Source organism: Oculatella sp. LEGE 06141 (genome assembly GCF_015207605.1).
Classification (GTDB): domain Bacteria; phylum Cyanobacteriota; class Cyanobacteriia; order Elainellales; family Elainellaceae; genus Oculatella.
The window spans coordinates 75014-98618 of sequence record NZ_JADEWO010000021.1 but is presented as its reverse complement, the minus strand read 5'-3'; the positions used below and the strand labels follow the sequence as shown (position 1 = coordinate 98618).

Here is a 23605-nt window from a genome sequence, read left to right as displayed (position 1 = left end):
GTTGGATGGCGATCGCCAGGATGTCGTGTAAGCCGAGCGGATGGGTTTGGAGGTAGTGGTTCAGGGAAACCCCTCCGGTGTCTTCCATCACCAGGGCATAACTGTGACCACAGACCTCCAGGCTGTGCGGTCGAACGATGCCGGGAAGGTTGAGGTGTTTGGTGATTGTGTATTGGTTGCGGAACTGTAACAAGTCGTTGAAGCTGGGATGGTCTTGTTGCAGCAGTTTGATGATGACCGAATCCTGGGTGGAGGTTTGCACGGCTCGATAAACGATCGTTCGCGCACCGATGTACAGTTGCTCCACGATGGAGTAGCCGGAGAGGTGAGGTGATGGGATAGAGCAGGCGTTGGCTGTCGATAGCATGTCGTCCAGGGGAGGGTTCTAGTTTGCTAGAATCACCTCTAGAATTCCCAAAAATGGGGCGATTAATCCGTACTGCCGCATGGCGTTGCTTAGAAACTATCCTGTGGCCGTGTTACTTCTACAGAATCGTATGACAGCAAGCTACTGCTTGCATGAATAGGTAGCGCTCAAATCGTGAACCTTCCAAATTCTACATGCACGGCATGAAGCTTAAGCAATGTCTACTCATAACGAATCTAACCCGAAGAGCCAAAGACCACTCCCAAGGCTGCAACTCGCAACGTACATCATCTTGCAAAGTGGGATAATAGGGCTGATTTCGGGAAGCTTACTGGGTGGTCTTTTCGGCTGTACTCTTCTTGTTTTCATTTGGACAGGAACCGTTGGTGCTGGCTTGGGGCTAGGCTTGGGGCTGGTTAACGGGTTATTGTTGGGTGCCATAACGTGTTTGTTCTTTTACCCATTAAAAGATGTTCGTCTTTATCATGTGATAGTGACACTTATGAGTGCTTCTACAGCGGGAGCAGGGGCGGCCATCTTTGGGCCTTGGTATTTTTCCTCCAAAGCAATGACCCCTGGTACAGCGGTCTTCATCGGTTTTAGTTCCGTGCTGGCATCTGTGGTTGCTGGATGGACAGGAGCGTTGGCAGGTCAAAGCATGGCTCAATGGTATGACCAGAAAAGCGCGATAGACAGAGAAGAATCAAGTGCCAGGCAAATCCCGCACAGTATTATTACTTCCAATACTTCCAATACTTCCAATCAACCCAATCGACTTCTCGCAGCTATTTTAGTGTCTAAAAAAACGGGCTGGATTAGTGTTGCTTTATTTTCACTGTTCTGCCCTTTTCCAGGAAATTGGCTTTTAAAGATTCTAGTTTGTGGAGAGCTAGATCCGGATGTATTTTCCTGTCTCCTTTCTCCTCGTCTTTATACATCAGTAGTGGCAGGTTTTAAAGCTGCTCTCCCTATCATCCTTCTGATCCTGTTGATGCTTGCGCTACTGCAAAGTCGATACAAAAGACGTACATAGAACTAGAGGAGCAATTGATGCACCTGACGATGTCTGGCTACTACAATGTAACTGCCGATCAATGCTTTACCCCAATCCTTCATTGAAGCGCTATTGCAAGGGTTTAATAGAACAGGGCACAGGACATTGCTATACGACACACGTTCAATGACAACGGTAGCCTTCAGAAGATGGTTTTGAGGTTTTGGGTTTAGGGAGGAAAACGGTTTCGATCTCCCTAAATTCCTTTGTTTCTAATTAAAGGTGCTTCTCAAGTGCATTGGTGAAAGTTTCATACGGTGCAACACCGACTAGATTCTCAACCAATTCGCCATTCTTGAAAATCATAACGGCAGGAATACTGCGAACTGAATACTTAGTGGCGATCGCTCTGTTTTGGTCTAAATCGAGCTTGACGACTTTAGCGCGACCATCGTATTCTTCAGCCAACTGGTCAATTAACGGCGCAATTTTGCGGCAGGGGCCACACCAACTAGCGGTGCAATCAACTACAACAATCGTTTCGTCGGATAAAAGACCATCAAATTCATTCTCTTGGACGTAAGCGGCGGTTCCCATGTGGTTTCCTCCTGGGGTGGTGGGCATTGAGCCAATCGCTCAATTTCACGGCATGAATGCGTGAAGCCCTATCACTATCCCACGTTTATGGGGTACCGTGCAGTACCTCCGTTGGTCTAAGTTGGTCTAAGCTAGCCTGTTGTACGTCTGTGGGACTGGGTTGCTAGTTGCCGCAATAGCGATCGCTGTTGCTATGCTTGGAAACTCAACGTTCTAAACCTATGCAATCTGCAACTTTCTGTCAGTACTTTCTGTCAGCAGGTGTTGGCACAGCAGCAAGCCGTCTACATTAGGTTTCATCCTTCGATTTTGGGTGCTTGCAAGCCAATGCAGGTGCAAAACTTCACTTCTGCAAAATGTTGCACCTGGGGCAGGACAGAATGGAGTTTGAGCATCATTCAGGCTCTTTTCTGTCTTTGGATACTTTCAACCGCAATGTCCTCTATCGCCGGATAGAGTATTGGTGGGTTAACGTTGCTGGCGTGCCATTTCTTTTGGGTGGTCGTTTAGGGCTTCCAATGTAACAATTGGAATCAGTACTGTTGCGCGGTTGTCGAGGTCGTGTTTTTTATTTGCATAGTATATTTTTTAGAGTTATATCGACTCTGCTAATCCTGGTGCATCGAGTTGAATAGTGATCCGTTCCTATCAGGCAACATCTACCTCGACTGTTGTTTTTCTGCTGTGCCACGGTAGTTGAATATTCTCCTGTATCAGTTTTCTCTTCAAGGGAACAGTTGTGCTGGAGCATCTCCAATGTGAAAGAATGCACATAAGCAAGTCGCTGAACGTAAAGGTTTTCACCGTTATTTTCTGCTGTTCAACTGATGACCAAAATAGTAATAAACAGTTACAACAGAATGAGTTGTGCTGATTACCGCTTTCGTTCAAACATTGAAGTTGAATCTATCTATACCGACCTGACAACTTGCGCTACTTCTAACATTGGGTTAGAGCAGCTAAAGGAGAATGATGCTGGAGTTATTTCAATACGTTCACTTGTCAACTTATTATATTCCTCACGGACACTGCTACCTGTGGCAGTCGCCGTTGGTGGGATTGCATCTGGTGAGCGATGCATTGATTGCGATCGCCTACTTTTCCATCCCGGCCATGCTCCTCTACTTCGTCCGCAAACGAAGCGATATCCCCTTTTCAAACGTATTTGTGCTGTTTAGCGCATTTATTATTCTCTGTGGGACAGGGCATTTGCTAGATATTTGGACGCTCTGGCATCCAAACTACTGGCTGTCGGGACTGGAGCAAGCCATCACCGCTTTAGTATCATGTTATACCGCTCTACGTCTGGTTGAGCTACTGCCGCAGTTTCTAGCCCTGCGAACTCCAGAGCAGCTAGAAGCGATTAACCGGGAACTAGCAAAGCAAGTTGTCGAGCGACAGCGAACCGAAGAAACCCTGCAAATGATCGTTGCTGGAACAGCTTCTGTAACGGGAAAAGATTTTTTTCCGGCACTGGTACAAAAACTGGCAACTGCCCTTGATGTGGCTTGCGTGATTGTGCTTGAAACGGTTGACAGCTCGATAGAAGCGTTGCGTAGCCTTGCCTTGTGGTATGACGGTCGGTTGGTAGACAACATTGAATATGATTTGGCGAACACGCCCTGTAAGGTGGTTGTAGGAAGTAAACAGGTATGTACCTATCCCAACAACCTCCAGCAGTCCTTTCCCGGTATTCCGTTGCTACAGCGGTTGGAGGCAGAGAGCTATGTTGGGGTGCCCCTGCTGGATGTGAACCAGGAAGTAATCGGCAACCTCTGCGTGATCGATATGAAGCCGTTGTTGGCGGACGATCGCACCCAGGCACTCTTGAGCGTCTTTGCGGCACGAGCTGCTACCGAGTTGCAGCGCAAATGGGCTGAAGAAGATAAACGTCGGGCTTATGAAGATTTGGAATTTCGTGTAGAGGAGCGCACTGCCGAACTGGTAACCACTAATGCCGCGCTAGAAACGGAAATTAGTGAGCGAATTGCTGCCGAAGTGGCGCTGCGGGTCATGGCAGACCGAGAAAAGGCCGTGACCCGCGTGATCCTGCAAATGCGCCAGAGCCTGAACCTGGAATCAATTTTCAGCGCCACAACGGCAGAGTTACGGCAGGCGGTTGCGTGCGATCGGGTCTTGATCTACCGCTTCAACCCTGATTGGAGTGGAGAAGTCGTGTCTGAATCGGTGGCAGAGCCGTGGAACAGCCTGATTCCTGCGCGAGTCAACGATCCTGAACTGACCCGCGTTGCGGTCGATCAATCGGGTTGTGTTACGACCTGTCTCAGCAGTACAGATATGCTGTTGTGTGACACGTACCTGCAAAGCAGTCAGGGAAACTTAGACCAGACCAATAGCCATTTCTGTGTTGCCGATATTTACCAGGCTGGGTTCACGCCTTGCTATCTCGACCTGTTGGCAGAATTACAGGCGCGGGCTTATATCATTGCCCCCATTTTTTGTGGTACCCAGCTCTGGGGACTGTTGGCAGTGTATCAGAATGATGGGCCTCGTCAGTGGCAAGAATCGGAAGTCCGAATTGTCAACCAAATTGGCAATCAGCTTGGGGTTGCGGTGCAACAAGCAGAACTGTTTGCCCAAACTCAACACCAGGCCGAAGAACTGCACCAGGCGAAGGAAGCTGCTGATGCTGCGAATCGAGCCAAAAGCGAGTTTCTCACCAACATGAGCCATGAACTCCGGACACCGCTCAATGCCATTCTGGGGTTTACCCAATTAATGCAGCGCGATCCCTCCCTTACCTCCAATCATCAACGTTATATTGACATCATCAACCAGAGTGGCGAACATTTGCTGGGGTTGATTAATGATGTGTTGGAGATGTCCAAAATTGAGGCAGGCCGAACCGCTTTATACGAAGCAGAGTTTGACCTGCATCAGTTGTTGCATGGGTTGGAATCAATGCTGCAACTCAAGGCACAATCGAAAGGGATATGGTTCAATTTTGAGTGTGGAGAAACCGTACCACAGTACATCAAGACCGATGAAAACAAACTGCGCCAGGTTTTAATTAATTTGCTGGGCAATGCCATTAAGTTTACCGAGAAGGGCAGTGTTACGCTTCAGATTGGCAGCGAACCAGTTGCAGAAATGAGAGGTACGGCGATCGCCGCATCCTTTGGTCAGTCTTCCTCGTCATCGACGCGTCGTCCCCTTTTCTTTGCCGTCAAAGATACCGGGCCAGGAATCGCAGATGAAGAACTAACCAGTTTATTTGAAGCCTTTCAACAAACCCGAGCCGGACAGAACTCGCGAGAAGGCACCGGGTTGGGCTTACGAATCAGTCAATGCTTTGTGCAATTGATGGGAGGCGAAATTACGGTTCGTAGTGAACTTGGCAGTGGCAGTTGTTTTATGTTTCATATAGAGGTTGATGTGGCTGAAGCGGTGCCGCTTGCGGCTCCGTTGCAGGGTAGTAGTGTTGTTGCCCTCGCACCCGGACAACCCAACTACCGCATTCTCATTGCAGAAGATAGCCCTGCTAATCGATTGCTACTGAGCAAATTGCTGAGCAACGTGGGGTTCAATGTGCAGGAGGCCGAAAATGGTCAGGTGGCGATCGCCCTGTGGCAGCAGTGGCAGCCCCATCTGATCTTTATGGACATGCATATGCCAATTATCAATGGCTATGAAGCAACTCGATACATCCGCAACCAGGAGGCCACAGTCCGATCCGTCTTCCACACCAAGATCGTTGCCCTGACAGCGAGTGCCTTTGCCAAACAGCGACAAGCCTCCTTGAGCGCTGGCTGCGATGACTTCATCAGCAAACCGTTTCGCCGAGAAAAATTGCTGGAAACCTTGGCCAATCAGTTAGGCGTGCAATACCTTTATACAGCCGCTTCAACCCAGGATGGTAGCGGCAATTCATTAACACCCCAGGCGGGTACTGGCCTCAGTGCAGCAGATTTGTTAGTTATGCCAACCGAGTGGGTTGCCCAATTACGCTATGCTGCCGCACAGGGTAATGATTTGGCTAGCTTTAAACTCATTGCTCAAATTCCCTCTGAGTATGCTTCACTCATTGACGCATTAACCCAATTGGTGGAACGCTACCAGTTTGACCAGTTGATGCAGATCACTCAACCAGCCGATTCAGAGACTGTTTAGGCTCCGTTTAGGCTCTCGTTAAAATTCTATGATGGGCAACTACCCGAATATTTGCCACAACATCCAGTGAACTATCCAGTGGAAAATCAAGTAGACATTTTAATTGTGGATGATGTTCCAGAAAACATCCGACTCTTGTCCAGTTTATTAGAGTCTCATGGCTATTGTACTCGCAAAGCAACCAGTACTAGAATGGCGCTGACTGCCATTCATGCTTTACCACCCAGCCTGATCTTGTTGGATATTCAGATGCCAGACATAAATGGCTATGAAGTTTGCCAACAGCTTAAATCCAGCCCTGAAACTGCCCATATTCCTATTATTTTTTTGAGTGCAGACGATGATGCAGCGACCAAGTCCTTAGCGTTCAAGGTGGGAGGAACCGATTACATTACCAAGCCATTTCAAGTGGATGAGGTGCTTGCACGTGTTCGTCATCAAGTGACTATCATCACCGCTCACCAAATGATCCAACAGCTTACTGCCGGTTTGCAAAGCCAGACCCACCTGCTCGATCAGGCTCAGCTTCCATCAGAGTCACGCTGTGATCCGCTGGCTCAGTTACCCAACCAGATGGTTTTCATGAAGCGACTTTGGGATGAACTAACGAGCCAGGAAATGGATTCAGTTGATCGGCTGGCCGCATTTTATTTAAGTTGCGATCGCCCATCATGAACAGTCCAATTGCAGACAACCAGATGAATCTCCTACTGTTTGAGACATAAGCTAATGGATACCCAGGCAGAAATAAGTGCATTTATAGCGGATATTCTGATCGTTGATGATAAACTCGAAAACATTCGGTTTTTGTCTGAGTTTCTGTCCGAGCAACGCTACCAGGTTCGCAAAGCGATCAATGGACAGGCCGCATTGACTGCGGCCAAAGCTCTGCCACCCGATCTAATTTTGCTAGACATCAATATGCCCGTTATGGGAGGATACGAAGTTTGCCAGCAGCTAAAAGATGATGCTAAAACCAGCTCTATTCCTATCATTTTCCTGAGTGCTGGCAATGAGGTTAATGACAAGGTTAGAGCATTCCAGGTGGGCGGTGTAGACTACATCACTAAGCCGTTTCAGTTAGAGGAAGTGTTAGCAAGGGTGCAAACTCAGCTATCGCTACAAACACTCCAGAAGCAGCTACAGACTCGAAACGACCAACTGCAAGAGATGGTATCGGCCTTACAAAAAGCTCAGGCCAACCTGGTTCAACAAGAGAAGTTGATTCATTCCAGTCGTATTGCAGCTGGGATCTCCCACGAAATCAATAACCCCCTTTGCTTTATTTTGGGCAATTTAGTACCCGCATCAGATTACAGCCAAAAGTTAATTAATTTAATTCAGCTTTATCAGGAAGCGTTGCCTGTTGCACCGGTACCCATCAAAAAATTTTCAGAAGAGATTGAATTAGATTTTTTGAAATCAGATTTTACTAAAGTAATTGATTCAATTCAAACCGGAGCAGAAAGAATCCGCTCCGTAGTACAGGCATTACAAACGTTTTCTCGATTAGACGAATCAGGGATCAAACCTATCCAGATTCATCAAAGTGTCGAGAGCGCTTTAACGCTGCTGCGCTATCAATTCACTTTAAATCAGGGAAACACCAGAATTTCAATTGCGAAAAACTATGAAGAAGTTCCCCTATTCTGGAGTCATGCAACCTTGTTTAATCAGGCGTTATTCAATCTGCTGCAAAATGCGATCGATGCTGTGACGTTAAAAGCGAACTCCACCGACGACCGTTCATTTCAACCAACCCTCTGGATTAGCATTAGCAGGGCTGATTCAGACAAAATTAAGATCAGTATTAAAGACAATGGTGTCGGTATTTCACCCGAAAATGAAGCTCATTTGTTTGAACCGTTTTTTACCACAAAACCGGGCGGACAAGGGGTTGGATTAGGTTTGTTCACCAGTTATCAAATTATTACAGGGCTACACAAAGGACAGCTAACTTATCAAACCTGCCTCGAACATGGTTCGGAGTTCGTGATCGAAGTGGAAGTTAGGGCATAGATGGGAGGTATCCGTACAGGGAGTCAGGCGACTGGCGAAGAAAAATTAGCAATAAACGGTCGCCATACCGACTGCCATCTACCACTGCGCCATCATGTGCACGAGTCCTTACCTCACAACTCGGACAATCCAAGGCATGAAACCGATGCTCTACGACCATTGGACGCAGGGGTGGAATCTCGACGATTTGACATCGTTGGGGTGCTGCATCAGAACCACTTAATGCCTCGCCGCACCCCCAACAATGGCTGGGGTAATGCTCTTCAATCCCAGTGCACTCTTCCGCTGCATACAACCTCTGCGAGTGTCCTTCATGCCCCGGTTGACCTCCCCGTCTTTTCTTGCCTTGCTCTTTGGGCTTCGGCTTAAACCCTGGCAACACATCTTGTGAAGGGGGTGCGACGAATTCTGCGAGTTCCGCTTCAACTGTTCTTCCAGGTGCTCTTGCTGCTCTTCTAAAGCCGCAATCCGCTCCAGTAATTGCTCCACTAATCTCTTGACACTCTCTAGGGTCTTTTCCTAGTCGGTATCAGAAATCTCGGCAAGAAAATGGGGCGGTTGGTTTTCCATAGGATTGAGACTATCAGTATTTCCTGAAATTGCCTACTTTTCGCCCGTCACCCTCTGTATGGATACCTTAGAACGTTTCCTAATCTGTTGACGTACGAAAATAACAGGCAACCCTCAGTTTCAAGATGGAACCAGAATATGGTTGCGTTAGTCCTCTGTGAATCAGGGGTACTCTAGCTTACAACTTCTCTGCCACATCCGGGCGGTAGACAATGATGCAACCTAGTTTAATAAAGCGCAACTCCTTACCTCTTAGAGGTCTATTAGTCGTTCCATTTGTACTTCAAGTCTTTGCAGCCGTGGGGTTGATAGGTTATCTTTCGTTTCGGAGTGGGCAGCAAGCCGTTAATGATCTGGCGGTGAGACTGAGCCAAGAGGTGGGAGATCGCACCAAGCAACAGGTTTTGAACCGACTAGAACAGGAAGCCATGGTCCTGGATACGGTTTCCGAAGCCATTCAAACCGATCAAGTTGATTTGACCAATCAACTCAAACTCGAACGATACCTATGGCGTTTAGTAGATGAAAAATTAGTCATTGCCATTAGTGTAGCCCTGCCAGATGGCAGTTCTGTGCTGGTGGAACAACTGGCTAATGGTGAGCTAATGGCTCGTACCGGAACGGCAGCGGCTGTTCCTAAACGTGAAGTGTATCGGTTAGATGAACAGGGTAAACGCGCTGAACTGGTAAAAGAAGATGAATTTGATCCACGCACTCGTCCCTGGTATCAAACCGCCATTGAACAGCAACAGTCCGGTTGGACATCTTTCTTTGTCAATGTTTCAAATGAGTCAGCTATCACAACCAGTTTGACCCGTCCCCTCTATTCTGAAACCAATGCTTTGCTGGGTGTTGGTGCGACTCGCTTTGAGGTCGGGCAAATTCACGATTTTCTTCAAACGCTTGAGATTGGTAAAACCGGAACCGTGTTCATCATGGAACGATCGGGGGATCTGGTCGCCAGCTCCGTTATTTCACAACCCTTTGTTATCAAGGGGAGAGATCTGGAGCGTATTCAAGCCACCAATGCCGAAGACCTGCTGATTCAATCCACTGCCCAACAACTCCTTCAAGAATTCGGTGACTTCACCACCATCGCAGAGAACCAATCGGTTGACTTTAACATTGAGGGTCAACGGTACTTTGTACAGGTTGTACCAATTCAAGATGAGCGTGGTATCGATTGGCTGGGTGTGGTTGTGGTTCCAGAGTCGGATTTCATGCAGCAGATCAATGCCAATACCCGCACAACCTTGCTTTTATGCGCTGGAACGCTGGTGGTGACGGTGCTACTGGGTTGGTATACCTCCCGTTGGATCACTCAACCTCTGAAGCGTTTGAGCCAGGCATCGGAGGCCGTGGCCAGTGGCAATCTCGATCAGACTGTCGAAGCGGCTAGCGTTAAAGAATTGAGCGTGCTGGCGTATGCATTCAACCACATGACTCAACAGTTACGCGATTCGTTTGTCGCCCTGCAAAAATCAAACGAAGACCTGGAACATCGAGTGACAGAACGCACAACCGAACTTCAGCAAGCCAAGGAACTGGCAGACAGCGCGAACCAGGCCAAAAGCGAATTTTTGGCGAATATGAGCCATGAACTCCGTACGCCCTTAAACGGCATTCTGGGATATGCTCAAATTCTCAGTCGTTCCAAAGCTCTGCTTGAGAAAGAACGTCGTGGAGTAGAGATTATTCATCAATGCGGATCGCATTTACTTACCCTGATTAATGATGTACTAGATCTCTCTAAAATTGAGGCTCGAAAACTAGAGCTTACTCCCAAAGCATTGCATTTTCCTTCCTTCCTTCAGGGTGTGGTTGAAATCTGTCAAATTCGGGCAGAGCAGAAGAAGATTGATTTCGTGTATTATCCCGCTCCCAATTTGCCGGAGGGAATCCTCGTCGATGAGAAACGCTTACGTCAGGTTTTAATTAACCTGATCGGCAATGGCATCAAATTTACTGATGAAGGAGCCGTTACGTTTAGTGTGGAAGTGGTACAGGAAGACCTGACTGCCCCCTTAATTCAGTTTCAAGTGGCAGATACAGGGATGGGGATTGCCCATGAGGACACTGATAAGCTCTTCCAGGTGTTTGAACAAGTGGGCGATCGCAAACGTCAAGCCGAAGGAACAGGGTTAGGGCTGGCTATCAGCCAAAAGATTGTGCAACTGATGGGTGGAATAATCCAGGTTAAGAGCCAACTGGGTGTTGGCAGTGACTTTTCATTTAGTGTCAGACTACCGATCGCAGCAGATTGGGTGCAACGAACATCCACTAATGTCGATCAACAGATCGTGGGCTACACGGGCGTACCTCGCCGAATTCTCGTAGTAGACGATCGTTGGGAAAACCGCAGTGTCTTATTCAACTTACTGCATCCCCTTGGGTTTACAATCGCTGAGGCAGAAGATGGGCAGCAAGGCATCGAAAAGATGCGTCAAGAGCAACCCGATCTTGTCATTACAGACATAGCAATGCCAAACATGGATGGGTTCGAAATGCTCAAGCAGGTGCGCGGTGCAGACGATTTACAGCATCAGAAGATTATTGTCTCTTCAGCATCGGTTGCTCAGGCCGATCGAGATATGGCGTTGACAGCAGGTGCAGATGACTTCTTGGCAAAGCCTGTGGAAGCACGTGAATTATTTGACCTGCTGGCTACCTATTTAGAACTGAAATGGCGCTATGAAGTCAACGTGAATGAGACTGCCCAAACACTGAATCTGGCAACGCCCTCAGACGAGATTGTACTGCCGGATACCACCGAGATGACAGCATTGCTGGACTTGGCACAGGAAGGAGACTTACAACAGTTACGCATACGGGTAGAACAACTGGCTCAAGCCGATGCTCGCTACATTGGCTTTGTCACTCCTATTCTTCATCTTGCAAAGCAGTTTAAAGCTGAAGAAATTGAAGATCTGCTGGAACAGCAGTTGGCAAAGGAGAAGCATCATGTCAAGTAAAGGACGGGTTTTGATTGTTGATGACATGATTGCCAACCTAGAAGTGCTGAGTGAAACACTGTCGGAAGCAGGCTACAAAGTAGTGACCGCTATCGATGGCGATCGTGTCCTGAAACGGGTGCAATCTCATCCACCTGACTTAATCTTGCTCGATGTTCAAATGCCTGGTATCGACGGCTTTGAAACCTGTCAGCAGTTAAAATCTAATCCTGCTACTGCTGGTATTCCCATAATCTTTATGACGGCGTTGACCGATACCGAAAGTAAAGTCAAAGGATTTGCACTGGGTGCCGTAGATTACATCACCAAGCCTTTTCAAGAACAAGAATTACTAGCGCGGGTTCACACTCATCTACAGTTACACCACATCACCAAGCATCTAGGACAGATCGTGGCAGAACAAACAGAGGAGTTGCAAACTACCCTCAACCAACTGCGCCAGTCTCAGCTTCAACTCATTCAAAACGAAAAGATGTCGGCATTGGGTAATCTGGTGGCTGGGGTGGCACACGAGATCAATAACCCGTTGAGCTTCATTGCTGGAAACTTGCAGCCCGCCCAAGCCTATATCTATGATTTGCTGACGCTAATTGACGGTTACCAAGCCGAATTGCTTCATCCCAGCCCAACCCTTCAAAGGACTATTGAAGAGATAGATTTAGACTATGTACGGGAAGATTTTCCGCAATTGATCGCATCTATGAAAGACGGGGTGAATCGAATTCGCCACATCAGTACTAGCTTACGAACGTTTTCCCGCTTAGATAGCGATCGCCCCATTCCCTTCAATGTTCATGATGGTATCGACAGCACGTTAATGATCCTCAAGCATCGGCTGAAAGCGAATGAATTTCGTCCTGAGATTGAAATTGTTCGCAACTATGGTGAAATACCTGAAGTAGAATGCTATGCTGGACAACTCAATCAGGTGTTTATGAACATCTTATCGAATGCGATCGATGCATTGGATGAAGTAAGCACAAAGCGCAGTTTTGAGGAGATTCAGGAAAGTCCTAATCAAATTACGCTTCACACTCAAACCGTTGACAATCAATCTCAGGTGCAGATCCGAATTCGAGATAATGGAATTGGGATCTCAAAAGACGTTAAACCAAAAATATTCGACCATCTGTTTACAACTAAAGCGGTAGGTGAAGGCACAGGTTTGGGATTGGCAATTTCTCATCAAATTGTGGTAGAGAAACACCGAGGAACGCTGGACGTAGAGTCTGATTTGGGTCAAGGTACAGAATTTATCATTCAGATCCCTGTCGAGGCTTAAGGGTTGTTTGACCCCTACCAAATAGTTGCATTAGCCCTGTAAATCTCCCAGATTGGAAGGTTTACAGGGCATTTGAGTTGTGATTAACACCTTTCAAACAGCCTCTTACAGCAGTTCTCAATCGAGTCAGCCACAGCCTCGCCAAGATAGGTGTGAGGTGTAGGGTGTAGGGTGTGGTGAATGAAAATGAAAATGGTTGTAAGACGACTTCATCTGAGGAGCCTTTTTCGTGAAAAGGTAGGCGAATATGCTTCACCTACCCAAAAGCGTCTTTAGTGTTAGTAACGTTCGAAATTAGCAGCAGTGTGACATGTTTAGATACGGATCAAACAACAAAAATGGTGCTCTTATTGCTATCTAACTGAGCGGCAGACATCTGGGAAACAGTCGCCAGTAAGTCAGATCCTTGAAAAACTTGGGCCCCTTTTGCGCTATCAACGAAGGAAAGACCATCAAGGCTACCGACTCGGAACCGTGTCATATCAAGTTGGAAGCCATTTATTGTGTCATGCCCATTCCCTGTTTTGAGCGTAACGGTGGCTCGACCAGATCCTAGCCAAACGGTATCAAATCCTGCTCCACTGTTGACAATATCTGCCCCCCCGTTCACATAAATGGTATCGTTTCCTAGTCCACCTTCAATCTGGTCTGCACCGCCACCACCATAAATTAAATCGTTTCCTGAACCACCGACCAGCACATCTCTACCGCCATTGCCGTAAAGAGTGTCATTATTTTTGCCACCGTTAATGAACTCACGGCTGTCTGAGCCGGTCAGTGTATCGTTACCGTCATTGCCTTCGAGTATATCGCTACCACCGTTCCCATAGATGACATCATTGCCCCCTAACCCTTTGATGAATTCAGCAGCGCTGGTTCCATTCAAAATGTTGTTAGCATCTGTTCCTGCAATCGTGGCAGTGGTTGGAAAATCAAGGATAGCGATCGTCGCTTTACTGTTGAATGGATCAATGGTGTAGTGCTCGCTGGGTAGCAACGTTAAAGGTTCTACCTCCGGTGACTCTGTCATGGCGTCTACAATATAGGCAATTTCAACGCTTCCGAACAGAGATCCTTCAGTGATCAATGCTGAGAAAATGGCATCACCATTAGGAAAAAATTCAACGGGTCTAAAGCTAGCGACATTTACAAATAGCGATGCGGGAAAGGTGCCGTCTCCGGGCATTCCATCTGAACTTGTCACCCGGAACTGAACCTCTAATCCTCCTGCTGGAGCAGGTTTGTCTAACACAAACGAAAGTGTGGTTGTTTCACCTCCCTCTACTGCCACCTCTGGATCAAGCAGAATACTAACTTGGGGTTTGTGGTCTGACATACTGGTGCCCTAAATCTGGTTGATGTGCGAATTTATACTAGCTTGAGGGCGTTGCCCCGAGCATTAGTGGATGTACGAATTTTACGAGATTATTCAGAGGGTTAAACAATCAAGGAATTGTGAAAACGCAAGGTGATGTTCGGTAAAAGGTAACATCGAGTGCGGGTGATAAAGAATACGTTAAGAACGACAGAACGCAAGTTAATCAATGTACCCTCAGGGACGCCTTTGGCTTTGATTGTTGACGCATAACCCGTAAATACCGATGGGTGTGACGATCGCACTTATCAGTATTCATACCACACCAGCAAACAAATTGACGCCGCGAATGTTTTGCTTTACCTCTGCCACAAATAAATTATCGAGAGGTGAAACGACGCGATCGCCATAATAGAAAGGCAATTGATACCGCGATCGTCAGGATAGCAGCAGCGATTTTAAGGGTCATTTGCACACCGGCAACAAGAGCCTGAGGAGGGGCTTCTGTCACTGCTGTTGCTGTAGAGTGCGTTAACACCATTCCAGCAAAAATGGCACCCAGGAGCGGAACACCTGTTGTTTGTCCCAATGTACGAGTGAGAGAAAGTAATCCAGACGCGATGCCGAGCCGCTCTGGGGGAATCGATCCCATAATGGCACTGTTATTGGGCGACTGAAACATTCCCAATCCAATGCCAAACGGTGCAACCCGGACAATGTATCCCAGATCCGTCATTTGAGCATGGAAGGTGCTCATGAACAAACAGCCCATCACCATCAATATAAGACCAATTAGACTGATGATACGAGTACCAAAACGATCCGATAGGTTTCCTGAAAAAGGAGCTACAATTCCGCCCAAAACAGGCGATACTGCCAGCAATAAGCCTGCGTGGGACGTGGGGTAATCCAACACCAGTTCTAGGAAAAAAGGCAGGATAAAGATCGTTCCGGCAATGACAATAAAAACTAAAATGCCTATCAGCAAGCTGAGACTGAACTGGCGATTGCGGAATAGGAACAAATCTATCAAGGGAGCATTTAGCTTAGACTCTAGCCGAAGGAAGAGGGTTAAGCCGACAACTGCGATCGCCAACAGACCCAGCGTTACTGGATGGCCAAAGCCAGCCTCCTGACCATGAGTCATACCCAAAGCGAAGCTGATGAGGGCGATCGTCATCAGGACTAAACCCATCCAGTCAAACGTTTGACTGGATAGCGGATAGCGGTTTGCGGGTACATTTCGAGCGACAACAAAACTGGCAAAGATCCCAATCGGAACATTCACCAAAAAGATCATGCGCCAATCCCATAGTCCAATTAGCACCCCGCCGACGGTTGGACCCAGGGCAATTCCAAGAGATACAACCGCTCCAATAATTCCTAATGCCCGTCCCCGTTCCGCATCAGGAAAAGCCTCTGTTACGATCGCTGCACCCAGAGCAGAAATCATCACTGCTCCAAACCCTTGAAGTGCTCGGAAGCCAATTAACCAACCCACCCCTGGCGATAGCCCACAGAGTAGGGAACTGATGGTAAATACAATCAACCCACCCAGGTAAAGGCGTTTCTTGCCAACCATATCGCCCAGGCGCGCCGCTCCCAAAACCAGAGCAGTTACCACCAGCAAATAGCTCAACACTACCCACTCAACTGTGGCAAAGGTCGTTTGAAATGCTTCTACTAGAGTCGGCAGTGCGATATTGACAATACTGGTATCCAGCGTAAACATTAAAACGCCTAGCCCTACACCTAACATGACCCACCACTTAGCGCGGGCAGGTGGGGGAGATGAGCTAGGCACAAGGGGTGTGTTAGGATTCATGGATCTAGAAAGCTATCCTGCTTAAACATGTTGCACTTACGATCGAGATTTCAAACTGTCATGCCTTTTATCGATTCTGTTGCTTTGTCTGTTTAGCCAAAATCGATAATTGCGTGCCTTTTTGGTTAATCGATGCGTCCACACTCCAACGTCCCGATCAATGAGTGGTTGATAAGCGATGGTTTCACTATCTCCCGGTTTATAAATGTGGTGTACCATCAGGTATCGCTTTATTCCTTGAAGGGAAATAAAAAATTGATAAATCGGCAAATCATAGCAACGGTTGCATCAGCGTAAAAAATACCTCAACTCTTCTCATCTGTCCAATTAAGTAAAGTCGAGAGAATCAAGCTCTGTTAAGCACAAATTGACAGTAAATTCGCGAGTTGATGGTAGAAGTATTAACCTGGCAATAAAAGATTTGGCATAAGGGATTGGGGTTCGACTCCGCTCACCCCACACGGGAGCGAGTGCTGAGCGGAGTCCAAACACGGTTTGCCCTAAGATCAATGGCTGCCAGGTTAATAGATGCAGATGGACTCAGGCTCAAACCTATCAATTATCTCTTTTGATGCGATCGCAACGGCTATACGGCTTCACTGACACTGTTGATGAAAAAAAAGTTGATGAGGGGCGTAATCAGGATCAGTGCGTCTCGGTGCTATCAATTCTTACAGCAGTTCTCAATCGAGTAAGCCACAGTCTCACCAAGATGGGTGTAGGGGTTGGGGTATGGTGAATGCAAATGAAAATGGCTGTAAAATCTTTCTACAGCACGCTTTCCACAACTTCCTACTTCATCCTATTCCTAATGAGCCTTGCAGATGTGTGTTTATTCGAGCGCTGTTTTCTTCTCTTTAGCATGGGTTGCCAGGACGCACCAGAACGCACGCACCTCTCATCAGAGGCTAATACGGCTGAAAGCCTGAACCCTTTAAAATCTCAAAAAAGTCTCAAAAAAGCCTCAAAGGTCTGTGACTTCTTGAAGTCACAGACCTTTTCAGTCCGAAGGCTATTACAGAATCAGCAAAACGCCTTGTAACTTCCAAGAGCGACATTAATCGAGCTGCTCTTCACCGATATCAGATAGGGCAGATGGAGCATGTTCTGGCGTACGCAGATCATCAACCAGCCTCTGAATTTCAGCCGGGGGCGGCGGAGTAAAGCGTGACACCACAAAGGTGACAGTAAAGTTCAAAATCATCCCAACCGTACCGAACCCTTCGGCTGAAATTCCAAACCAGGGAGTCATTCCCCCAAATTTGACGCTAAACACATAAAGACTGGTCACCGCCAATCCTGTGATCATGCCAGCGATCGCCCCTTCCCGATTCGTCCGTTTATCAAACACACCCAGAATGATCACTGGAAAGAAGCTAGACGCTGCTAAACCAAAAGCAAGGGCAACCACTTCTGCCACAAACCCCGGCGGATTGATACCAAAGTAACCAGCCACAACAATAGCAACCCCCACCATGATCCGACCTAGAAACAAACGCTTTGCCTCGGATGCATGTGGATCGATCATGCGGTAGTAAACATCATGGGCAATGGCACTCGAAATCACCAGCAACAACCCTGATGCAGTAGATAGCGCAGCCGCCAATCCCCCGGCTGCAACTAAAGCAATGACCCAGGGTGCCAACTGTGCAACTTCAGGCGTTGCCAGCACTACAATATCTCGGTCAATGGTAATTTCGTTGGTTGTTTCATCGGGAGTCAGTTGTAACTGCCCATCCGCATTTTTGTCATCAAATGCCAGTAACTGTGTCGTTTCCCATTTAGTTGCCCAATCTAATTGTTGAACTTGTTCGACCGTCTGATTGTGCAGGCTATCGATCAGGTTATAGCGGGCAAACGCTGCCAGCGCTGGAGCTGTGGTATAGAGAATGGCAATAAAGAGCAGCGCCCAACCCGCAGAGCGACGAGCAGCCTGCACATTAGGAACAGTATAGAATCGGACAATGACATGCGGTAAGCCTGCGGTGCCAACCATCAGCGCGATCGTGAAAAACAGCACATCGATCATTGGCTTATTGGCGAACGGCTCAGTATATGCCTGAAAGCCCAGATCGGTTTGAATGCCATTCAGCCGTTCCACGATGTCACTAAAGGTGAAACTGAGTTGGGGAATGGGATTTCCGGTCAAAAGACTGGAGATAGCGATCGCCGGAATTAGATAGGCAACGATTAACACACCATACTGCGCCACCTGCGTCCAGGTGATGCCTTTCATACCACCCAGAATGGCAAAAAACGCCACAATTACCATGCCAATTACTACTCCGGTGTTGATATCCACCTGAAGAAATCGGCTAAAAACAATCCCAACTCCCCGCATCTGCCCTGCTACATAGGTGAGAGAAATGAAAATAGCGGCAACAACGGCCACCGACCGAGCCACACCTGAATAGTAGCGATCGCCCACAAAATCAGGCACTGTATACTTACCAAATTTACGCAGGTAGGGAGCCAGCAACAGTGCTAGTAAAACATAGCCACCGGTCCAACCCATCAGGTAAATCGAACCGTCGTAGCCCAGAAATGAAATGATGCCAGCCATCGAGATAAAAGAGGCCGCAGACATCCAATCTGCCGCAGTCGCAGCACCATTTGCCAGGGCAGGAACGCCCTGATCGGCAACAAAAAAACCTTTGGTATCGCGAACTCGAGATTGCCAACCAATGTAGATATAAACGATGAACGAAAGAATGACTAAGACAATAGTCCAGGCTTCTGCTGACATTGCTAATCCTTAAACGATCAAAATTGAAGTACTACTCAACAGGTTGAAATCGAGAAAATCCTGCATGGTCGTTGGCGCTGCTGATAGCGAGCATGAACGTTTTCAGCGAATTTCGCACGACGACAGACCGCTTTACCTCTATCAGGAAGGAGATCCACGATGATCCCTTTCAAGCCAGCAACGCCATTTTCTTAGAGGTTATCTGAAACGTATCAAACGTTTTCCCTTAGCTCCCTCCATCCTGCGATCTTGGGGGACTTTAGCACCTGCGGCAAGCAAGGAAAGGGGGCGTTTTAAGTTGCAATCAGCATTTTTAAGACATCGTTTTAGGTGCAAAGCGTCCTAAAACTGTTTCCCAATTCAGCACTCTCAAACCTCAAGTGTTCAGAAGTCGAGAGGTTATCAACATCGAACCATCCAGTTAAGAGGATCTGTCTTCTTTAACTGGTTGTGGAGACGTTTCGTTATTCTTCAAATACTTGCGATCGATTTTGTCCATTTGGGCTGCGTATACAAAAATCAAGATCACAAATATATAGATAGAACCTTGCTGCGCCATCCAGAATCCAAAAGGAACACTGCCAAACCTGATAGCGTTAAGAGGCTCAACAAACAAGATACTCAACCCAATTGAAGCAATAGCCCAAATAATTAACAAATTGCGAATTAAAGTAGTATTCGCTCGCCAATAAGCTTGTTTTTCGTTTTGATTCATGGTGTTACAACATGTAGATTCGACACCCTCCCCAAAGACCCAATCTCCTGATTGAACAAACCTCATTTCACAAAAAATTAGTCCAAAAACACATCGCTTTTGGAGCTGTCTGTATGTGTTTTATTAGGTTTTTGCAGGGCGTTAGGAGAGATCAGTTTTTTTGATATGCAAAGTTTATCGCGCTCTTGGAACCACATGATCAAATTTTTGTAAAGTAGCATAGGATCGGCTCAGGAGTGGGATGCTGGTTTGCATAGCCTGCACCATAATGAGCGTTTCCTGCGGTTTTGCGCTTTGCGCCAATTGCACCAAAATCTATTACACCGAAGCGGGAACGTCCTCTGCCACACGATAAGCACAGGACTCAATTCTTTGATTTGGTATCATAACCCAGCGGCTCCCGCGTGTACTCACCGATTTTGTGAAACGGTAGAGCCTCTAATCGTTGCACGCTGTTCAGCGTTGAAACAAAATCTGCTAAATCTTCAAGACCTGGATTCAGTTTGTGAATGGTGTTGTCGTTGACGATCGCCAATGTTGGTTCCAATGGAACCCAGATGACTGTCGTGCCAATGCCGGGAGCAAATGATTTGAGATGGAACAACAATGAAGTGAATGTATTCCTTGCACACCTGTAGGATCTGGAGTGTGGGCTGTTGAGACTTACATTTCTGCTGCCTTCAACCTGACTGGATGGGGCTTTTGACCTCACCTCTGGTTACAGGCAAATTTGGGGCACTTGCAAGAAAGGGTGACAAAACAGGCGGTGGTTGGGGATGGTTGATAAGAGGGCGATCGCTCACCCTCAACATAGCTCACTCAGCAACATTACAGCAATTAAACAACCGCTGAAACCTCTACCTGTAAGACAAAATCGTTGAAGTCTTTATCCCCTAAACCAGCGAGATCTTCAAATCCATAGCTTCCAGTGGATGAACTTTGAACGTGGTCGAGTCCATCTCGATTTGCAGCGGCAAACGGAGTGTAAAACTCGTTGCGATCGCCATCGGCAAGCAAATAAGGCACATAGTAGAAACCGCCCAGCAGCGTCAAGGTAGTCTCTCCACCCTGCAAAGATGTAACACTCTGCTTCAAGGCTGCTTCCGCGTATCCCTCTTCTCCTGGCGCGATCCGAACGCCCGTCAAAGGGTCAACGACAACACCATACGGGTTGTCTGTCGCGTAAAAGCCGCCCTGGTTATTAAACCCTGCCTCCTGAGAAACCTTGACCGTAGTTTGTACAAATTGACCTTCCAGTTCAGATAGGTTTACTCCAGTTGCGCCAACAAGAGCTTCTGGAGAGACATCTGGCTCCGGCAATGCGGCAAGTTCGTCGCTATAAAACCAGGTGTCAAAGAAGGCATTTAGTTCTTGTCCACTCACCTCTTCTGCCACGTCAATCAAGTCTTCAGTGGTGACGTTACCTCCCTGATAGCGATCGAAATACGTCTGCAAGGTATCGAAAAAGGCATCATCCCCCACCTCCAGCCGCAATGCGTGTAACCCAACTGCACCCCACTCATACACCCCTGCATTGAATAAGTCATCGGCTTGAGGTAACCCTGGCGGCACCAATTGATCGACAGACGCTGCTACATAGTTGTATACGTCGTCTACCCATGCATCAAACGCTTTACCTCCTCTGCTGTATTCAATCCATAATCCCTGGGAATAGGTGGCAAACCCCTCATTTAACCAGATATCACTCCAGTCTGCTAAACTCACGCTATTTCCAAACCATTGGTGTGATGCTTCGTGAGCCACGATCTCTTCAAGGTTGGGAGAATCGAGCTGATCCAACCCAAAAATAGATAGAGTTTGAGTTTCCAGAGCTGTACCTGTTTCTGTGTTCATCACGACTGACCCGTAAACCTCGAAGGGGTACGGGCCAAAAATCTCACTAAAAAAGGTGAGCATTTTCGGTTGAAGAGAAAAGGGTTCGAGCTGCTCGTCTGGCAACCCATCTGCAAAGTAATTTCGTACTAAAAGCCCGTCGGGGCCTTCCTCTGTCACCAGGTTAAACCCATTGGTAATATTTACCGTTGTGAGGTAGCTTGCCATTGGGTCACGCGCTTCAAACACATAGGTAGTTGAATTACCGTTGTCGATCGCCTCCTCCAAAATGCCATTAGCGGCCACTTCAAACGGATCGGGAACAGTAACACGAAAGGTGTAGGAGGCTTTGTCGAGAGGATGGTCATTGACAGGATAATAATTGGCAGCCCCATCTGGTTCGCTCAGCACAAAGCTGCCCCCATCAAACGTAACCCATCCAGTTGGTACAGGAATAGCAACCGAGGTAATTTGTTCAGGCGAGCCGCTATATTCTACTTCTACTGTAAATGCCGTATCCATAGGAAGTGGGTCTGCGGGCGTAATGGTGACTTCTTGCCCGGTGCGGCTAAACTCTGCGGGTTGTCCATTAACTGTAATTCCGTCAATGGTGAACCCAATAAAGTCTAAATTGAAGCGGCTCAAATCTTGAGTAGCCCTGGCATCAATGGTAGTGATCCCGCTTAGAGTGCTGGTATTAACATCAGTGACGTTCAAATCAATGGTGTAGTGCTGAGCGTCGTATCCACCATTGCCGAAGCCGGGATAGAGAGAATCACCGATGCCTTCAGCACCAGGTGAGGGTTTGGCAGTTTCGACGGCTTGAGCCAGAGATTGCAATCGGGACGCACCTAAACCTAAAGCGTTACAGATAGTACACATGATGATTTTAGGGTAAATGGTCTGACGTTAATCACGATTGAGAAAGAAAACAAACGTCTGCAATTGACGACTGATGCAGCGCAAACAAAGCCTCAGGTCAGTGGTAATTGCCCCTGCTTTACTGATATTGAGCATTTGTCTCAACCTCAGATGGGAGGATGGTTTAAGAGGGACGAGTATCAGTTGATACAGTTTAAACAACCTTTAACTCAACCGTTTGCACTGATGGGATCAACACATCTTATACCTACTTTTGAGCCGCTTCGTTGCAGGTCTATAAATGCTGACAATCTGCATCCAATTCGTCCTTTGTTCAGATTACCAATGGTGTGTAGATTTCTGCCTGAGCCTACCAGGTTGATTGTCTGAAAATTACAGCAGTTCTCAATCGAGTCAGCCACAGTCTCGCCAGGATGGCTGTGGGGTGTAGGGTTTTGAATGCAAATGAAAATGGATGTAAATCCGGTCTGGCAGTTGACCCAGTTGATGGTAAATCATTAGCACAATGCGATCGATTGCCAGTCACTGTTTAGTCAGCGTTGATGAAATCGAGCGATCGCACTTTTCCCGAGATGACCAATTACGGCGTTGTTGAGCAGACGGATGAATCGTTGCAAACATAGCTCGGATCGCCCAATCTCCAATTCTGGGAGGCTTTGAAGGTTCGGACGTTTTCTAAAGGTGAGGCTTGTGGGGCGAACTCATAACCGTGATTCAGCAACGTCAGATTAAGTTGTGTTTTGACTCAAAGAACTTACATGTTCTAAATTGAGCGCACGTAGAAGAATGAAGTATAACCACCGTGGGCTTAATGCCCACCAACTTAACGGAGATTAAAACAATGGGCACCGAATTTAGCAAAGATAAAGTTGCAATTGTTGGTGGAGGCGAAAACCTGAATTGGTTCAATACCATGCTTGGCGAGCAGATGGCTATCCGTGTACACAGCAAAGATGTCGGCGGAGCTTTCGCAGTTATCGAAGCACGCGTGCCGCCGTTCATAGGGCCGCCGCTCCACTATCACGAAGAGAGAGAGGAGATCTTTGAAGTACTCGAAGGCCGATTTCGCTTTCACTGTGCGGGCGAAGAGTTCGAGGTTGTGCCCGGAACATCGGTTGTTGTGCCCCGTAACAGCGTGCATGGATGGGTGAACCTGGGGCCGGGAACGGCTCGGTTGCTCTTCACCTTTGTGCCCGGTGGAATCGACGAATTCTTCCCACAAATCGGTTTAACGTCGCCCGAAGGTTGGACTGATCTGGGTCGTCAGAATGATGTTTGGATCGTCGGAGCGCCTCTGTCTGTTCAAGCTGTACCTCCCAATGCCACTGCTGACCCGGCGACACAAAACGATTAAGTG

Annotated in this window: 16 protein-coding genes; 7 read left to right on the top strand and 9 right to left on the bottom strand. The window is 47.5% G+C overall.

Annotation, left to right across the window (positions count from 1 at the left end; all coding sequences use genetic code 11):
• On the bottom strand, window positions 1-367 hold a 367-nt coding region (locus IQ268_RS15795), incomplete at its 3' end, for a protein kinase (RefSeq protein ID WP_193880788.1).
• Window positions 368-584: 217 nt separating this feature from the next.
• Between IQ268_RS15795 and IQ268_RS15790 the strand changes: the two genes are divergently transcribed.
• The gene (locus IQ268_RS15790; RefSeq protein WP_193880785.1) at window positions 585-1400 is read left to right on the top strand and encodes a hypothetical protein; all 816 of its coding nucleotides are present in this window, start codon (window positions 585-587) and stop codon (window positions 1398-1400) included.
• Between the two features lie 237 nt (window positions 1401-1637).
• Here the strand turns inward: IQ268_RS15790 and trxA are convergent, their stop codons facing one another.
• Window positions 1638-1958 (bottom strand): thioredoxin, encoded by a 321-nt coding sequence (gene trxA, locus IQ268_RS15785; RefSeq protein WP_193880814.1) that lies wholly within the window; start codon window positions 1956-1958, stop codon window positions 1638-1640.
• Between the two features lie 972 nt (window positions 1959-2930).
• Between trxA and IQ268_RS15780 the strand changes: the two genes are divergently transcribed.
• The 3 genes from IQ268_RS15780 to IQ268_RS15770 all read left to right on the top strand — a co-directional run bounded on the left by IQ268_RS15780 (window position 2931) and on the right by IQ268_RS15770 (window position 8108).
• A complete protein-coding gene (locus IQ268_RS15780; RefSeq protein ID WP_193880811.1) occupies window positions 2931-6089 on the top strand; it encodes a GAF domain-containing protein in 3159 nt (1052 codons plus the stop codon).
• Window positions 6090-6155: 66 nt separating this feature from the next.
• Window positions 6156-6764, top strand: coding sequence for a response regulator (locus IQ268_RS15775; RefSeq protein WP_339383350.1), 609 nt, complete (start codon window positions 6156-6158; stop codon window positions 6762-6764).
• Window positions 6765-6818: 54 nt separating this feature from the next.
• Window positions 6819-8108 (top strand): response regulator, encoded by a 1290-nt coding sequence (locus IQ268_RS15770; protein WP_193880780.1) that lies wholly within the window; start codon window positions 6819-6821, stop codon window positions 8106-8108.
• Here IQ268_RS15770 and IQ268_RS33415 read toward each other — a convergent pair.
• Window positions 8098-8490, bottom strand: coding sequence for an IS66 family transposase zinc-finger binding domain-containing protein (locus IQ268_RS33415; RefSeq protein ID WP_193880778.1), 393 nt, complete (start codon window positions 8488-8490; stop codon window positions 8098-8100). The genes IQ268_RS15770 and IQ268_RS33415 overlap by 11 nt on opposite strands.
• Window positions 8491-8890: 400 nt before the next feature.
• Between IQ268_RS33415 and IQ268_RS15760 the strand changes: the two genes are divergently transcribed.
• Together IQ268_RS15760 and IQ268_RS15755 are read left to right on the top strand one after the other, a co-directional pair.
• Window positions 8891-11650: a hybrid sensor histidine kinase/response regulator gene (locus IQ268_RS15760; RefSeq protein ID WP_193880776.1), complete on the top strand. Its 2760-nt coding sequence runs from the start codon at window positions 8891-8893 to the stop codon at window positions 11648-11650.
• Window positions 11640-12932, top strand: coding sequence for a response regulator (locus tag IQ268_RS15755; RefSeq protein ID WP_193880774.1), 1293 nt, complete (start codon window positions 11640-11642; stop codon window positions 12930-12932). Before IQ268_RS15760 ends, IQ268_RS15755 begins: the two co-directional genes overlap by 11 nt.
• Window positions 12933-13257: 325 nt before the next feature.
• Here the strand turns inward: IQ268_RS15755 and IQ268_RS15750 are convergent, their stop codons facing one another.
• The 6 genes from IQ268_RS15750 to IQ268_RS15725 all read right to left on the bottom strand — a co-directional run bounded on the left by IQ268_RS15750 (window position 13258) and on the right by IQ268_RS15725 (window position 22248).
• Complete coding sequence (locus IQ268_RS15750) at window positions 13258-14268, bottom strand: calcium-binding protein (RefSeq protein WP_193880772.1); 1011 nt, start codon at window positions 14266-14268, stop codon at window positions 13258-13260.
• A 358-nt stretch (window positions 14269-14626) separates the two neighbouring features.
• A complete protein-coding gene (locus IQ268_RS15745) occupies window positions 14627-16072 on the bottom strand; it encodes a DHA2 family efflux MFS transporter permease subunit (protein WP_228035411.1) in 1446 nt (481 codons plus the stop codon).
• A gap of 1057 nt (window positions 16073-17129) precedes the next feature.
• Complete coding sequence (locus IQ268_RS15740) at window positions 17130-18818, bottom strand: sodium:solute symporter family protein (protein ID WP_193880770.1); 1689 nt, start codon at window positions 18816-18818, stop codon at window positions 17130-17132.
• Window positions 18819-19239: 421 nt separating this feature from the next.
• Window positions 19240-19533, bottom strand: coding sequence for a DUF4212 domain-containing protein (locus IQ268_RS15735; RefSeq protein ID WP_193880768.1), 294 nt, complete (start codon window positions 19531-19533; stop codon window positions 19240-19242).
• 364 nt (window positions 19534-19897) lie between these two features.
• Entirely contained in the window at window positions 19898-20137 is a 240-nt protein-coding gene (locus IQ268_RS15730) for a hypothetical protein (protein ID WP_193880765.1), read from the bottom strand.
• Between the two features lie 233 nt (window positions 20138-20370).
• Window positions 20371-22248: a M1 family aminopeptidase gene (locus IQ268_RS15725; protein WP_193880762.1), complete on the bottom strand. Its 1878-nt coding sequence runs from the start codon at window positions 22246-22248 to the stop codon at window positions 20371-20373.
• A gap of 811 nt (window positions 22249-23059) precedes the next feature.
• On the opposite strand from IQ268_RS15725, the gene IQ268_RS15720 reads away from it, so the two are divergent.
• Window positions 23060-23602 (top strand): cupin domain-containing protein, encoded by a 543-nt coding sequence (locus tag IQ268_RS15720; RefSeq protein WP_228035416.1) that lies wholly within the window; start codon window positions 23060-23062, stop codon window positions 23600-23602.
• Window positions 23603-23605: the final 3 nt, after the last annotated feature.

Coding starts and splice junctions, on each gene's coding strand:
- IQ268_RS15725 (WP_193880762.1), bottom strand. CDS start 22,248: ATGTGTACTATCTGTAACGCTTTAGGTTTAGGTGCGTCCCGATTGCAA.
- IQ268_RS15745 (WP_228035411.1), bottom strand. CDS start 16,072: ATGAATCCTAACACACCCCTTGTGCCTAGCTCATCTCCCCCACCTGCC.
- IQ268_RS15760 (WP_193880776.1), top strand. CDS start 8,891: ATGATGCAACCTAGTTTAATAAAGCGCAACTCCTTACCTCTTAGAGGT.
- IQ268_RS15755 (WP_193880774.1), top strand. CDS start 11,640: ATGTCAAGTAAAGGACGGGTTTTGATTGTTGATGACATGATTGCCAAC.
- trxA (WP_193880814.1), bottom strand. CDS start 1,958: ATGGGAACCGCCGCTTACGTCCAAGAGAATGAATTTGATGGTCTTTTA.
- IQ268_RS15720 (WP_228035416.1), top strand. CDS start 23,060: ATGCCCACCAACTTAACGGAGATTAAAACAATGGGCACCGAATTTAGC.
- IQ268_RS15735 (WP_193880768.1), bottom strand. CDS start 19,533: ATGAATCAAAACGAAAAACAAGCTTATTGGCGAGCGAATACTACTTTA.
- IQ268_RS15770 (WP_193880780.1), top strand. CDS start 6,819: ATGGATACCCAGGCAGAAATAAGTGCATTTATAGCGGATATTCTGATC.
- IQ268_RS15780 (WP_193880811.1), top strand. CDS start 2,931: ATGCTGGAGTTATTTCAATACGTTCACTTGTCAACTTATTATATTCCT.
- IQ268_RS15790 (WP_193880785.1), top strand. CDS start 585: ATGTCTACTCATAACGAATCTAACCCGAAGAGCCAAAGACCACTCCCA.
- IQ268_RS15740 (WP_193880770.1), bottom strand. CDS start 18,818: ATGTCAGCAGAAGCCTGGACTATTGTCTTAGTCATTCTTTCGTTCATC.
- IQ268_RS15750 (WP_193880772.1), bottom strand. CDS start 14,268: ATGTCAGACCACAAACCCCAAGTTAGTATTCTGCTTGATCCAGAGGTG.